Source organism: Erwinia billingiae Eb661, from assembly GCF_000196615.1.
In the GTDB taxonomy this organism is placed as follows: Bacteria; Pseudomonadota; Gammaproteobacteria; order Enterobacterales; family Enterobacteriaceae; genus Erwinia; species Erwinia billingiae.
Map to the genome: position 1 here is coordinate 535,887 of NC_014306.1, position 13,552 is coordinate 549,438.

The window sequence follows — 13,552 nt, forward strand, 5'->3', positions numbered from 1 at the left end:
TGCGCATGAAGTTTGGTTTGGTACTGGCACTTTTACTGACGACGTTTAGTTCGCTTGCAGCCAATTTATCCGACATTAAAGTCTCCAATGGTGATGATAAAGCTACCGTCACCCTCAGCTTTAACGGCCAGCCGGTGTATGGCTTTTTCCCGTTGCACAATCCCGATCGCGTGGTGCTGGATATTCGCCAGAGCGGCGTTATCAAAGGCCTGCCGTTAACGTTTAGCGGTGAAAATATCGTTAAGCGCATTCGCTCCAGCACGCCGAAAGACAAGCAAAGCATTCGTCTGGTGTTTGAGTTGACCCAGGCGAGCAAAACGCGGGCGGTCACCCAGCGCGAAGGTAACAATTACAATGTGGTCTTCACTATCGCCGGCACCCGTCCGGCCGCCACGGCTTCCCGCCGTCCGGCTGAGGTAAGCTCTGCCTCCAGCAGCGCGCCATCAGCGCCGGTTGAGAATCCTTTTAAAGGCAACCCGGTGACCGCTGTCAGCAGCGGCAATGACGTTGTCAGACCGGGCAGAACGCCGGTGTCGGCCAACGAAGCGGTGATTGTGGCGATTGATGCCGGTCACGGCGGACAGGATCCCGGCGCGATTGGCGCGGGCGGTCTGAAAGAGAAGAACGTGACCATCGCCATCGCCCGTAAGCTGAAGGCGCTGCTGAATGCCGATCCGATGTTCAAAGGGGTGATGACCCGCGACGGGGATTACTTTATCTCCGTGATGGGCCGGTCCGATGTAGCGCGTAAGCAAAACGCCAACGTGCTGGTTTCCATCCACGCCGATGCGGCACCTAACCGCAGTGCGTCTGGCGCTTCCGTTTGGGTCCTGTCAAACCGCCGCGCTAACAGTGAAATGGCGGGCTGGCTGGAGCAGCACGAGAAACAGTCCGAGCTGCTGGGCGGCGCAGGGGATCTGCTGGCCAACAGTCAGGCCGATCCTTACCTCAGCCAGGCGGTGCTAGACTTGCAATTCGGTCACTCGCAACGCGTGGGTTATGATGTGGCAGTAAAAGTGATTGCGCAGCTTCAGCGTGTGGGTTCGCTGCACAAACGTCGGCCGGAACATGCCAGCCTGGGCGTTCTGCGCTCGCCGGATATTCCTTCCCTGCTGGTGGAAACCGGCTTCATCAGTAATCCTTCGGAGGAGCGACTGCTTGGCAGTAGCGCATACCAGCAGAAGATTGCCGAGTCGATTTATAAAGGACTTCGCAACTACTTCCTGGCGCATCCGCTGCAATCCATCCCAAAGGAGGAAAACCGTCCCTTGCAGTCCGCAGCGACGGTTAATGTTGAACCCAACCCGGCACCAGACACCACCCAATACACTGGGGCGATCCAGCGTCATGTGGTAAAACGGGGCGAGACAGCATCCGGTATTGCCGCCCGTTATGGCATCAGCATGGCAACCCTGCGGTCAATGAACACCCTGAAGAAAGATGTGGTCTGGGTTGGACAACGACTGAAGGTGCCGGCGGGCAGCCAGCCCGCCGCCGTGACTAAAGCCAAAACGCCGGTGCGCCACAAAGTGGTTCGCGGCGATTCTCTTACCGCGATTGCCGCCCATTACGGCGTCAGTCCAAAGGCCATTCAGCAGGCCAATAAGATGAAATCGCAAAACGTGATGCTGGGCCAGACCTTAACTATCCCGACTTCGTAACCAGATAAGGAATTGATATGCCGATTCAGGTGTTGCCTCCTCAGCTCGCTAACCAGATAGCTGCTGGTGAAGTGGTGGAGCGGCCAGCGTCGGTTGTCAAAGAACTGGTCGAGAATAGCCTGGACGCGGGCGCCACCCGGATCGATATCGAAATTGATAAAGGCGGCGCCAAACTGATCCGCATCCGCGATAACGGCAGCGGCATTGGGAAAGACGAACTGTCGATGGCGCTTGCCCGTCATGCGACCAGCAAAATCACCACGCTGGATGACCTTGAAGCGATCGTCAGCCTGGGCTTCCGTGGCGAAGCGCTGGCCAGTATCAGCTCGGTATCGCGACTGACGTTAACATCGCGTACGGAAGCACAGGCGGAAGCCTGGCAGGCCTATGCCGAAGGGCGGGATATGGCGGTAACGCTAAAACCGGCGGCCCATCCGGTAGGCACCACGCTGGAAGTGCTGGATCTGTTTTACAACACCCCGGCACGCCGCAAATTTATGCGCACCGAGAAAACCGAATTCACCCATATAGACGAAATCATCCGCCGTATCGCGCTGGCGCGTTTTGACGTGGCTTTTTCGCTGACCCATAACGGCAAACTGATGCGGCAGTATCGTGGCGTGGCGGATCACAGCCAGCGTGAACGTCGGCTTGGCGCAATTTGCGGCACCGCGTTCTTAAGCCATGCGCTGGCGATTGAGTGGCAGCACGGCGATCTGAGCCTGAAGGGCTGGGTTGCCGATCCGGTGGGCTCCAGAGCGATTACCGACCTGCAATACTGCTACGTCAATGGCCGCATGATGCGCGACCGGCTGATTAATCATGCCATTCGCCAGGCCTATCAGGACAAGCTGGGAGACAGCCATCAGCCGGCCTACGTCTTGTACCTGGAAATCGATCCCCATCAGGTCGACGTCAATGTCCATCCCGCCAAGCATGAAGTGCGCTTTCATCAGTCGCGGCTGGTACACGATTTTATCTATCAGGGTGTGGTCAGCGTTTTGCAGGAGGCCGGTGCCGAAACCCTGCCCGATGTGGAACCGGCGGCGCCCGCCGAGCGCTGGCAGCCAGAGAACCGCCAGGCTGCGGGTGGCAACCATTTTTCCACGCCCGCACCGTCTAAAATCCCGTCCGGCAAGTCACACACGGCAGGCCATTCGCCTGCGGCTTCAACCTCAGGCGGGGGAGCCGGTGCAGGTTCAAGCCACTGGCAGCGACAGGAACCGATCTATCAGCCACAGGAAGGCAAAGCCTATCAGCAGCTGATGCGCACCCCAGACGTCCCTGTCGCCAGGGAACCTTCAAAACAGGGTGAACGCAGCACTGAGCTGCCGCTCAGCGGGCACAGCCAGAGCTTTGGCCGGGTACTGAGCGTGATACGGGACAATTTTGCCTTGGTTGAAGGGCAGGAGCGGCTGGCATTGATTAATTTGCCGGTAGCGGCGCATTGGCTGAAGCAGGCGCAGCTTGAACCTGGGGAAGAAGGGCTGAAACCTCAGCCGTTGTTGATCCCGGTTAGGGTAAAGATGGACAAGCCAGAGCGGGAAGCGATTACGCATCACGCCAGCTTATTGATCCAGATGGGAATTGAGCTGCAGGCGGATTCACACCATGTGACGTTGCGCGCGGTACCTTTACCATTACGCCAACAAAATTTACAAAACTTGATTCCAGAACTGTTAGGCTATCTCGCCCGGCAGCAGGATGTGTCCGCAACGCAGGTGGCGCAATGGTTAGCGCGTCATTCGGTAGTTGAACATCCGCACTGGAATCACTCGCAGGCGATTACGTTGCTGGCTGAAGTCGAACGGCTTTGCCCGCAGTTACTGAAATCGCCACCTTCTGGATTTTTACAGCACATCGATATTGAACAGGCGATGAACGCCCTGAAGCATGAGTGAGACATCCAAGGCTGGCCGGCCTAAGGCAATTTTTTTGATGGGGCCAACGGCTTCCGGTAAGACAGCACTGGCGATTGCATTACGTCAGGAACTGCCGGTTGAGTTGATTAGCGTAGATTCCGCCCTCATATATCGCGGTATGGATATTGGCACAGCCAAACCTTCCGCAGATGAGCTGGCATTGGCGCCCCATCGTTTACTGGACATTCGCGACCCCTCTGAAGCGTATTCTGCTGCAGAGTTCCGTCGGGATGCGCTGGCTGAAATGGCGGAGATAACCGAAAGCGGTCGTATTCCGTTGCTTGTTGGTGGCACCATGCTCTATTACAAGGCTTTGCTGGAAGGATTGTCGCCGTTGCCCCCGGCGGATCCGGAAGTGCGTCAGCGTATTGAGCAACAGGCGAGTGAACAGGGTTGGGATGCCCTTCACCGTCAATTATGTGAGATAGATCCCGTTGCAGGAAATCGTATTCATCCGAATGATCCCCAGAGACTCTCGCGAGCACTGGAAGTTTTTTTTATTTCGGGTAAAACTTTAACGGAACTGACTAAAACTTCTGGCGAAGCGCTGCCATACGATGTGACCCAGTTCGCGATTGCACCTCAGCACCGCGAAGTGATCCATCAACGGATAGAACTGCGCTTTCAACAGATGTTAGCCTCAGGGTTTGAAGCGGAGGCTCGGGCGTTATACGCACGAGAAGATTTGCATACGGACTTGCCTTCCATTCGTTGTGTCGGTTACCGCCAGATGTGGTCATATCTGGCGGGTGAGATCGATTACGATGACATGGTTTATCGGGGAATTTGCGCAACCCGGCAGCTGGCTAAGCGGCAAATAACGTGGTTACGCGGTTGGAAGGATGTTCACTGGCTGGATAGCGAACAACCTGACGCCGCGCGCGATACCCTGTTACAGGTTCTTAGTGCGAAGCCTGGGTGATTGTGTACAATTAGTGCAGTATCTTGCGCAAATTTTTACGCAGTATTTCAGAGCGTTCATGCTCTTAAGTAGTAAACAACAAGCATATAAGGAAAAGATAGAATGGCTAAGGGGCAATCATTGCAAGATCCGTTCTTGAACGCGCTGCGTCGTGAACGTGTTCCGGTTTCGATTTATTTGGTGAATGGTATCAAACTGCAGGGTCAGATCGAGTCGTTTGATCAATTTGTAATTCTATTGAAAAACACAGTTAGCCAGATGGTGTACAAGCACGCTATCTCGACTGTTGTTCCGTCCCGTCCGGTCTCCCACCACAGCAACAATGCGGGTGGCGGAAGCAGCAACTATCATCATGGCAGTAACCAGGGGGCGTCTACTCAGCCTCAGCAAGAGAGTGACGACACAGAGTAATCACTGCTCTTCCAAGACGGGGTTACCTGTTCACTCGGGTTCCCCGTCCTGGCAATTCGCCCGATCCACTCTTCGCCGAATGGCGAGAGTCGATTGCGCAAACTCGCCACCTGAGGATCTGTTGATCCCGGTGCGCATTGAGAATCTGATATTCACGCAGTATGGCCAAACGTGTTGCAGGTTTAATAAGGCTCTGAGAGGTTTTAAGTTTGTTTGACCGTTATGAAGCCGGTGAGCAGGCCGTTCTGGTACATATCTATTTTTCCCAAGAGCGGAATACGGAAGATTTGCAGGAATTCGAAACCCTGGTCTCTTCTGCGGGTGTTGAAGCGCTGAGTGTTGTCACCGGCAGCCGAAAATCTCCCCATCCAAAATATTTCGTCGGTGAAGGTAAGGCAGTTGAAATTGCAGAGGCGGTGAAAGCCAGCGGTGCGACGGTGGTGTTATTTGATCACGCCCTCAGCCCGGCCCAGGAACGAAACCTGGAAGCCCTTTGTGAATGCCGCGTCATCGACCGAACCGGCCTTATCCTTGATATTTTTGCCCAGCGCGCCCGTACCCATGAAGGTAAATTGCAGGTGGAGTTGGCACAGCTTCGCCATCTTGCCACGCGCCTCGTTCGTGGCTGGACGCACCTTGAGCGCCAGAAAGGCGGGATAGGTCTGCGCGGCCCGGGTGAAACGCAGCTGGAAACGGACCGTCGTTTACTGCGTAACCGTATTACGCTGATCCTCTCGCGTCTCGAGCGGGTAGCTAAACAACGTGAGCAAGGTCGTCAGGCGCGAAATAAAGCCGATGTGCCGACCCTGTCGTTAGTGGGATATACCAACGCCGGTAAATCCACCTTATTTAACCGTGTGACGGCGGCGGAGGTTTATGTTGCTGACCAGCTGTTCGCCACGCTCGATCCGACATTACGTCGTATCGATGTTGCCGATGTGGGTGAAGTGGTGCTGGCGGATACCGTCGGCTTTATTCGTCATTTGCCGCACGATTTAGTCGCCGCATTTAAGGCCACATTACAAGAAACGCGTGAAGCAACGTTGCTGGTGCATGTTATTGATGCCGCAGATTTACGCGTCGATGAAAATATTAAAGCCGTTGAAGTGGTGCTGGAAGAAATTGAGTCAGACGAAATTCCCACGCTTCAGGTCATGAACAAGATCGATATGCTTGACGGTTTCGTTCCGCGTATCGATCGTGATGAAGAGAATAAGCCGGTGCGGGTGTGGGTTTCTGCCCAGACAGGGGAAGGGATCCCACTGCTATTCCAGGCGCTTACCGAGCGGCTGGCCGGTGAAATTGCGCAGTATGACTTGCGTCTGCCGCCTGAAGCAGGGCGGTTACGTAGCCGTTTTTATCAGCTTCAGGCGATAGAAAAAGAGTGGAACGAAGACGATGGTAGCGTAGGTTTACAGGTACGTATGCCGATCGTTGACTGGCGCCGTCTGTGTAAACAGGAGCCGGCGCTGGTGGATTACATTGTTTGACTGATTTTGCCTGACACGCGTATCCCGGCCTTGGGATACCACCGCACACACAATTATATGGAGTATAAACATGGCGTGGAATCAGCCCGGGAATAACGGACAGGACCGCGACCCGTGGGGAAGCAGCAATAATCAAGGCGGCAACTCTGGGGGAAACAAAGGAGGGCGCGATAAGGGGCCTCCTGATTTAGATGATATTTTTCGCAAGCTGAGCAAAAAGCTTGGCGGATTTGGCGGTGGTAACAAAAACGATAACAGCGGCGGGCAGCGTACGCCGGGTCGCGGTGGTCGTCTGGTCGGTATTGTCGTGGTTGCGGCGGTAGTGATTTGGGCCGGTAGCGGCTTCTACACCATCAAAGAAGCGGAACGCGGTGTGGTGACACGCTTCGGCAAATTCAGTCATCTGGTTGAGCCAGGCCTGAACTGGAAACCGACCTTTATCGATCAGGTTCGTGCGGTGAACGTTGAAGCCGTCCGTGAGTTGGCAGCCTCCGGCACCATGCTGACCTCTGACGAAAACGTCGTGCGCGTCGAAATGAACGTGCAGTATCGGGTCACTAACCCGGAACGTTACCTGTTTGCGGTCACCAGTGCGGATGACAGCCTGCGTCAGGCAACGGACAGTGCTTTGCGTGGCGTTATCGGCCGCTCAACCATGGACCGTATTCTGACTGAAGGGCGTACCGTGGTGCGTAGCGATACGCAGCGTGAGCTTGAAGAGACCATTCGTCCATACGATATGGGTATTACCCTGCTGGACGTGAACTTCCAGGCTGCGCGTCCGCCGGAAGAAGTGAAGGCCTCATTTGATGATGCCATCGCGGCACGTGAAAACCGTGAGCAGTACGTTCGTGAAGCGGAAGCCTATGCGAATGAAGTGCAGCCACGCGCCAACGGTCAGGCACAGCGTATTCTGGAAGAAGCGCGTGCTTACAAAACCCGTACCGTACTGGAAGCACAGGGTGAAGTGGATCGCTTTGCGAAACTTCTGCCTGAATACAAAGCGGCTCCAGAGATCACCCGCGAGCGTCTGTACATTGAAACCATGGAACGCGTGCTGAGCCATACCCGTAAGGTGTTGGTGAATGACAAGGGTAACAACCTGATGGTGTTGCCGTTGGATCAGATTATGCGCGGACAGGGCGGAGCATCGTCGAACGCAACCCAGGACAGCAGCAGCAACAGCCTGTTGCGCCTGCCACCGGCCAGCGGCAGCAATGACCGCGCCAGTAACGGTTCGACGTATAATCCGGACACCATCATGGATCAGCGCCGGGCGAATGCTCAGCGCAACGATACCCAGCGCGAAGGGAGAGAGTAAGCGATGCGTAAGCCATTAATCGTCGTATTGATTGTTGTGCTGGTGGTGCTGTACGCGTCACTGTTTGTGGTACAGGAAGGCCAGCGCGGCATCGTCATGCGCTTTGGTAAAGTCCTGCGTGATAGCGAAAACAAACCGCTGGTGTACGCACCAGGTCTGCACTTCAAGATCCCATTCCTGGAATCCGTGAAGTCGCTGGACGCCCGTATCCAGACCATGGATAACCAGGCCGACCGTTTCGTCACCAAAGAGAAGAAAGACCTGATCGTTGATTCCTATATCAAATGGCGCATCAGCGACTTCAGCCGTTACTATCTGGCCACCGGCGGCGGCGACGTCTCCCAGGCAGAAGTGCTGTTGAAACGTAAATTCAGTGACCGTTTGCGTTCTGAAATCGGTCGTCTGGACGTGAAGGACATCGTTACCGATTCTCGTGGCCGTCTGACCACCGATGTGCGTGATGCACTGAATACCGGTAGTGCAGGCCAGGACGATGAAATCGCCACGCCAGCAGCAGATGATGCGATTGCCTCAGCAGCCGCCCGTGTGGAGCGTGAAACGACCAGCAACGAACCGGCTATCAACCCGAACAGTATGGCGGCGTTAGGTATTCAGGTTGTTGATGTGCGTATCAAGCAGATCAACCTGCCTACCGAAGTGTCAGACGCAATCTACGCACGTATGCGTGCAGAGCGTGAGTCTGTCGCCCGTAGCCAGCGTTCACAGGGTCAGGAAGAAGCTGAGAAGCTGCGTGCAACGGCGGATTACGAAGTGACGCGTACGCTGGCAGAAGCGCAGCGTACCGGGCTGATGACCCGCGGTGAAGGGGATGCAGAAGCAGCGAAACTGTTTGCTGATGCGTTTAGCCAGGATCCTGACTTCTACGCCTTTATCCGCAGCCTGCGTGCTTACGATAATAGCTTCAAGAGCAATCAGGATGTGATGGTGCTGAGCCCGGACAGTGATTTCTTCCGCTTTATGAAATCGCCTTCTAACGCCACCCGTTAAGAATCTGCTATAAAACGAGGGGCCGGATTATCCGGCCCCTTTTTTATTGTCTGTAGCGGAAAACATAATGAACCCAACCATTTGGATGGCGCTGGCGTTAGTGCTGGTTTTGGAAGGCCTGGGCCCGGTACTGCTGCCGCGCATGTGGCGGCGGATGATTTTATCGATGGCGCAATTGCCTGACACGCTGTTACGGCGTTTTGGTGGTGGCCTTGTGGTGGCCGGTGCGGTGATCTACTACATGATCAGTTCGCATAGCGGCGGGTGAAATCTGGGAAAAAAGTCCGCAATCGTATGCTAAAAGAGCTGAAAGACGGGTTTTACGGTGGTAGAATCCATTTTTAAGCAATCGGTGATTTTGAGAAATGGGTAAGAACGTCGTCGTACTGGGCACCCAATGGGGTGACGAAGGTAAAGGTAAGATTGTTGACCTCCTGACTGAACGTGCAAAATACGTTGTTCGTTATCAGGGCGGCCATAACGCTGGCCATACGCTAGTCATCAACGGTGAGAAAACCGTCCTCCATTTAATTCCATCAGGTATTCTGCGTGAAAACGTGACCAGCATCATCGGCAACGGTGTTGTGCTGTCTCCGGCTGCGCTGATGAAAGAGATGAAAGGTCTGGAAGATCGCGGCTTCCCGGTACGTGAACGTCTGTTTATTTCTGAAGCCTGCCCGCTGATCCTGGAATACCACGTTGCACTGGACGTGGCACGTGAGAAAGCGCGCGGTGCGAAAGCCATCGGCACCACCGGTCGCGGTATTGGCCCGGCTTACGAAGATAAAGTGGCCCGTCGTGGTCTGCGTGTGGGTGACCTGTTCAACAAGGAAACCTTCGCCGCTAAGCTGAAAGACGTGATGGAATATCACAACTTCCAGCTGGTGAACTACTACAAAGAAGACGCCGTCGACTACGACAAAGTGTTGAGCGATACGCTGGCGATTGCCGACATCCTGACCGGCATGGTTGTGGACGTTTCTGAACTGCTGGACGGTGCGCGTAAGCGTGGCGACCTGATCATGTTTGAAGGTGCGCAGGGTACGTTGCTGGACATCGACCACGGCACCTATCCGTACGTGACTTCGTCCAACACCACCGCAGGTGGCGTGGCAACAGGTTCCGGCATCGGTCCACGTTATGTGGATTACGTGCTGGGCATTGTAAAAGCCTACTCAACCCGCGTTGGCGCAGGTCCATTCCCGACTGAGCTGTTCGACGAAACCGGCGAGTTCCTGTGCAAGCAGGGTAACGAATTCGGTGCCACAACGGGCCGTCGTCGTCGTACCGGTTGGCTGGATGCGGTTGCCGTGCGTCGTGCCGTACAGATTAACTCACTTTCTGGCTTCTGCATGACCAAACTGGACGTGCTGGATGGCCTGAAAGAAGTGAAAATCTGTGTCGCTTACCGTATGCCGGATGGCCGCGAAGTGACCACCACGCCGCTGGCAGCAGAAGGCTGGGAAGGCATCGAGCCAATCTACGAAAGCATGCCTGGCTGGTCTGAGACCACTTTCGGCGTGAAAACGCTGGATGGCCTGCCACAGGCCGCGCTTGACTACATCAAGCGTGTAGAAGAAGTAACTGGCGTACCGATAGATATCATCTCTACCGGCCCGGATCGTAGCGAGACAATGATCCTGCGCGACCCGTTTGACGCATAAGTTATCTGAGGCCGGGCAATGCCCGGCCTTACTCTATCCGCCTGCGCTTCCCACCTTGTTTTCTCTTTATCAACGCTTGCTTAAATAAAATGGCCTCGAATACGCAGGCTGGTTTATCATCATTGATAACACACTCATTTATGAGCGGATTACGGCAGCGCTTCTGGCAGTCGGTCGAGCTTTCGAGGTTACTGTGCAGCTAACAAGTTTCACCGATTATGGTTTACGTGCGCTGATCTACCTGGCCGCCTTACCGGCAGGCCAGATGGCCAGCATTACCGAAGTAACAGAGGCTTACGGTGTCTCGCGTAATCATATGGTCAAAATCATCAATCAACTTAGTCGGGCAGGTTACGTCGCCGCGGTGCGCGGAAAGAACGGCGGGATCCGTTTAGGCAAGCCAGCGTCAGAGATTGTGATTGGCCAGGTCGTTCGGGAAATGGAGCCGCTACAGTTGGTGAATTGCCAACCCTGTCTCATTAGTCCGGCCTGTCGCCTTAAGAAGGCGCTCTATGATGCGGTCCAGAGTTTTCTGGCCGTTTTGGATGGCTATACCCTGGCAGATCTGCTGGAAGACAACCATCCGCTCTACAAATTATTGCTGGTTGAACAACCTTCACTCAGCAGTTGATGACAACGGAGGAACCGCTATGTCAAAAGATCCATTTAAGGAACGGGAAGCAGAAAAATATGACAATCCCATTCCAAGTCGCGAGTTTATTTTAGCCCATCTGGATAAACGCGAAAAACCGGCCAGCCGTGAAGAGCTGGCGGCCGAACTGTCAATTTCAGACGAAGAGCAGACCGAAGCGCTGCGCCGCCGTCTGCGGGCGATGGAACGTGATGGCCAGCTGGTCTTCACCCGTCGCCAGTGCTATGCCCTGCCAGAACGCCTGGACCTGCTGCGCGGAAAGGTGATCGGCCACCGCGATGGCTTCGGCTTCCTGCGTATTGAAGGCAGTAAAGACGACCTGTACCTGTCTGCCGATCAGATGAAAATGTGCATGCACGGTGACATCATCCTGGCGCAGGCGATGGGCGCCGACCGTAAAGGTCGCCGTGAAGCCCGTGTTGTGCGGGTGCTTGAGCCACGTAACAACCAGATCGTCGGACGCTACTTCACCGAAGCCGGCGTCGGCTTTGTGGTGCCTGATGACAGCCGTCTGAGCTTCGATATCCTGATCCCACCAGAAGATCTGATGGGTGCCCGTATGGGCTTCGTGGTGGTCGTGGAGCTGGTTCAGCGTCCAACCCGCCGCAGCAAAGCCGTGGGTAAAGTGGTCGAAGTGCTGGGCGATAACATGGGCACCGGCATGGCCGTGGAAATGGCGCTGCGTACCCATGACATTCCTCACTCCTGGTCACCGGAGCTGGAACAGCAGATTTCAAAGCTGAAAGAAGAAGTGCCGGAAGAAGCCAAAGCCGGGCGTGTGGATCTGCGCGATCTGCCGCTGGTCACTATTGATGGTGAAGATGCGCGTGACTTCGATGACGCCGTTTTCTGTGAAAGAAAACGTGGCGGCGGCTGGCGTCTGTGGGTGGCGATTGCCGATGTGAGCTATTACGTTCGCCCTGGCACGCCGCTGGATGACGAAGCGGTTAACCGCGGGACATCGGTCTACTTCCCTTCGCAGGTTGTACCGATGCTGCCGGAAGTGCTCTCTAACGGCCTGTGTTCTCTGAACCCGCAGGTAGACCGCCTGTGTATGGTCTGTGAGATGACCATCTCCTCAACCGGTAAGCTGACGGGCTATAAGCACTACGAAGCGGTAATGAACTCGTGGGCGCGTCTGACCTATAACAAAGTGTGGAGCATTCTGCAGGGCAACCAGGAGCTGCGTGAACAATACCAGCCGCTGGTCAAAGACCTGGAAGAGCTGCACCGCATGTATCTGGTGTTGGAAAAGTCGCGCGAACAGCGTGGCGGTATCTCCTTCGAAACTGACGAAGCCAAGTTTGTCTTCAATGCCGATCGCCGCATTGAACGCGTTGAGCAGGTTTCCCGCAACGATGCGCACAAGCTGATTGAAGAGTGCATGATCCTCGCGAACATCGCGTCTGCCCGCTACGTTGAGAAAAACAACGAGCCAGCCCTGTTCCGTGACCATGACCGTCCTGGTGAAGAGAACATCAAGAGCTTCCGCTCGGTGCTGAACGAGCTGGGCCTGACGCTTGGCGGCGGCAACAAACCGCATCCACTGGATTACGCCGAGCTGCTTAAGCAACTATCCAGCCGTCCGGATGCAGAAATGCTGCAAACCATGCTGCTGCGCTCGATGAAGCAGGCGGTTTACGACCCGGAAAACCGTGGCCACTTTGGTCTGGCTCTGGCGTCGTATGCGCACTTCACGTCACCTATCCGTCGTTACCCGGATCTGCTGCTGCACCGTGCGATTAAGTACCTGCTGGCGAAAGAGAACGGTACGCTGGCGGAAGGCAGTATCACCACGCCAACCGGCGGCTACCACTACGAAATGCCGCAGATGCTGCAACTGGGCCAGCACTGCTCAATGACCGAGCGTCGTGCCGATGAAGCCACGCGTGATGTTGCTGACTGGCTGAAATGCGACTTTATGCAGGATCAGGTGGGCGAAACCTTTACCGGTGTGATCTCCAGCGTCACCGGCTTCGGCTTCTTTGTCCGCCTGACCGATCTGTTTATCGATGGCCTGGTGCATGTCTCCACCCTCGACAACGATTACTACCGTTTCGATGCGGTGGGTCAGCGTCTGATTGGCGAATCCGGCGGCAAAGCCTATCGCCTTGGCGATACCGTCGAAGTGCGGGTTGAAGCGGTACACATGGATGAGCGGAAAATTGATTTCGCGATGATCTCCAGCAGCCGTAAACCGCGTGGCGAAGGCAAAACCGAGCGCGATCGCGCCAAGAAACCTGCGTCGCAGAATAGCGGTAAGCGCCGTCGCGACCAGGGCAAAAAAGGCACCTTTGAGCCGGACGCTTCTTTCCGTGCGCCGAAGAGCCAGGAAACCGCGGCTACAGCCGATGCGGGTGCCAAAAAAGACAAAAAGCCGAGAAAACCGTCAGACAAAACGCGTAAAATCGCGTCCGGAACCCGGTCACGTCGTGCGGCGAAGAAAAAGACTGACAATCCGGCATAAGCGATTATCCGGCATCGCAGTCATGGCCTAACAA

11 protein-coding genes are annotated in these 13,552 nt (G+C 55.3%); all 11 read left to right on the forward strand.

Annotation, left to right across the window (positions count from 1 at the left end):
* Positions 1 to 5: 5 nt before the first annotated feature.
* On the forward strand, positions 6 to 1,661 hold the full coding sequence (amiB, locus tag EBC_RS03795; RefSeq protein WP_013200486.1) for an N-acetylmuramoyl-L-alanine amidase AmiB: 1,656 nt from the start codon (positions 6 to 8) through the stop codon (positions 1,659 to 1,661).
* A 17-nt stretch (positions 1,662 to 1,678) separates the two neighbouring features.
* Entirely contained in the window at positions 1,679 to 3,562 is a 1,884-nt protein-coding gene (gene mutL / locus EBC_RS03800; RefSeq protein WP_013200487.1) for a DNA mismatch repair endonuclease MutL, read from the forward strand.
* Entirely contained in the window at positions 3,555 to 4,505 is a 951-nt protein-coding gene (gene miaA / locus EBC_RS03805) for a tRNA (adenosine(37)-N6)-dimethylallyltransferase MiaA (RefSeq protein ID WP_013200488.1), read from the forward strand. Before mutL ends, miaA begins: the two co-directional genes overlap by 8 nt.
* A gap of 102 nt (positions 4,506 to 4,607) precedes the next feature.
* Positions 4,608 to 4,916: an RNA chaperone Hfq gene (gene hfq, locus EBC_RS03810; RefSeq protein WP_013200489.1), complete on the forward strand. Its 309-nt coding sequence runs from the start codon at positions 4,608 to 4,610 to the stop codon at positions 4,914 to 4,916.
* A gap of 209 nt (positions 4,917 to 5,125) precedes the next feature.
* Positions 5,126 to 6,406: a ribosome rescue GTPase HflX gene (gene hflX / locus EBC_RS03815; protein WP_013200490.1), complete on the forward strand. Its 1,281-nt coding sequence runs from the start codon at positions 5,126 to 5,128 to the stop codon at positions 6,404 to 6,406.
* A gap of 70 nt (positions 6,407 to 6,476) precedes the next feature.
* Positions 6,477 to 7,727, forward strand: a complete 1,251-nt coding sequence (gene hflK, locus EBC_RS03820) for an FtsH protease activity modulator HflK (RefSeq protein ID WP_013200491.1) — start codon at positions 6,477 to 6,479, stop codon at positions 7,725 to 7,727.
* 3 nt (positions 7,728 to 7,730) lie between these two features.
* On the forward strand, positions 7,731 to 8,735 hold the full coding sequence (gene hflC / locus EBC_RS03825) for a protease modulator HflC (protein WP_013200492.1): 1,005 nt from the start codon (positions 7,731 to 7,733) through the stop codon (positions 8,733 to 8,735).
* A gap of 67 nt (positions 8,736 to 8,802) precedes the next feature.
* Positions 8,803 to 9,003 (forward strand): DUF2065 domain-containing protein, encoded by a 201-nt coding sequence (locus EBC_RS03830; protein WP_013200493.1) that lies wholly within the window; start codon positions 8,803 to 8,805, stop codon positions 9,001 to 9,003.
* A 97-nt stretch (positions 9,004 to 9,100) separates the two neighbouring features.
* Entirely contained in the window at positions 9,101 to 10,399 is a 1,299-nt protein-coding gene (locus tag EBC_RS03835) for an adenylosuccinate synthase (RefSeq protein ID WP_013200494.1), read from the forward strand.
* Between the two features lie 193 nt (positions 10,400 to 10,592).
* The gene (gene nsrR, locus EBC_RS03840) at positions 10,593 to 11,030 is read left to right on the forward strand and encodes a nitric oxide-sensing transcriptional repressor NsrR (RefSeq protein ID WP_013200495.1); all 438 of its coding nucleotides are present in this window, start codon (positions 10,593 to 10,595) and stop codon (positions 11,028 to 11,030) included.
* A gap of 19 nt (positions 11,031 to 11,049) precedes the next feature.
* Positions 11,050 to 13,518, forward strand: a complete 2,469-nt coding sequence (gene rnr, locus EBC_RS03845) for a ribonuclease R (RefSeq protein ID WP_013200496.1) — start codon at positions 11,050 to 11,052, stop codon at positions 13,516 to 13,518.
* The last annotated feature ends 34 nt before the right edge of the window (positions 13,519 to 13,552 follow it).

Coding starts and splice junctions, on each gene's coding strand:
- hfq (WP_013200489.1), top strand. CDS start 4,608: ATGGCTAAGGGGCAATCATTGCAAGATCCGTTCTTGAACGCGCTGCGT.
- EBC_RS03835 (WP_013200494.1), top strand. CDS start 9,101: ATGGGTAAGAACGTCGTCGTACTGGGCACCCAATGGGGTGACGAAGGT.
- mutL (WP_013200487.1), top strand. CDS start 1,679: ATGCCGATTCAGGTGTTGCCTCCTCAGCTCGCTAACCAGATAGCTGCT.
- amiB (WP_013200486.1), top strand. CDS start 6: ATGAAGTTTGGTTTGGTACTGGCACTTTTACTGACGACGTTTAGTTCG.
- EBC_RS03830 (WP_013200493.1), top strand. CDS start 8,803: ATGAACCCAACCATTTGGATGGCGCTGGCGTTAGTGCTGGTTTTGGAA.
- hflK (WP_013200491.1), top strand. CDS start 6,477: ATGGCGTGGAATCAGCCCGGGAATAACGGACAGGACCGCGACCCGTGG.
- rnr (WP_013200496.1), top strand. CDS start 11,050: ATGTCAAAAGATCCATTTAAGGAACGGGAAGCAGAAAAATATGACAAT.
- hflC (WP_013200492.1), top strand. CDS start 7,731: ATGCGTAAGCCATTAATCGTCGTATTGATTGTTGTGCTGGTGGTGCTG.
- miaA (WP_013200488.1), top strand. CDS start 3,555: ATGAGTGAGACATCCAAGGCTGGCCGGCCTAAGGCAATTTTTTTGATG.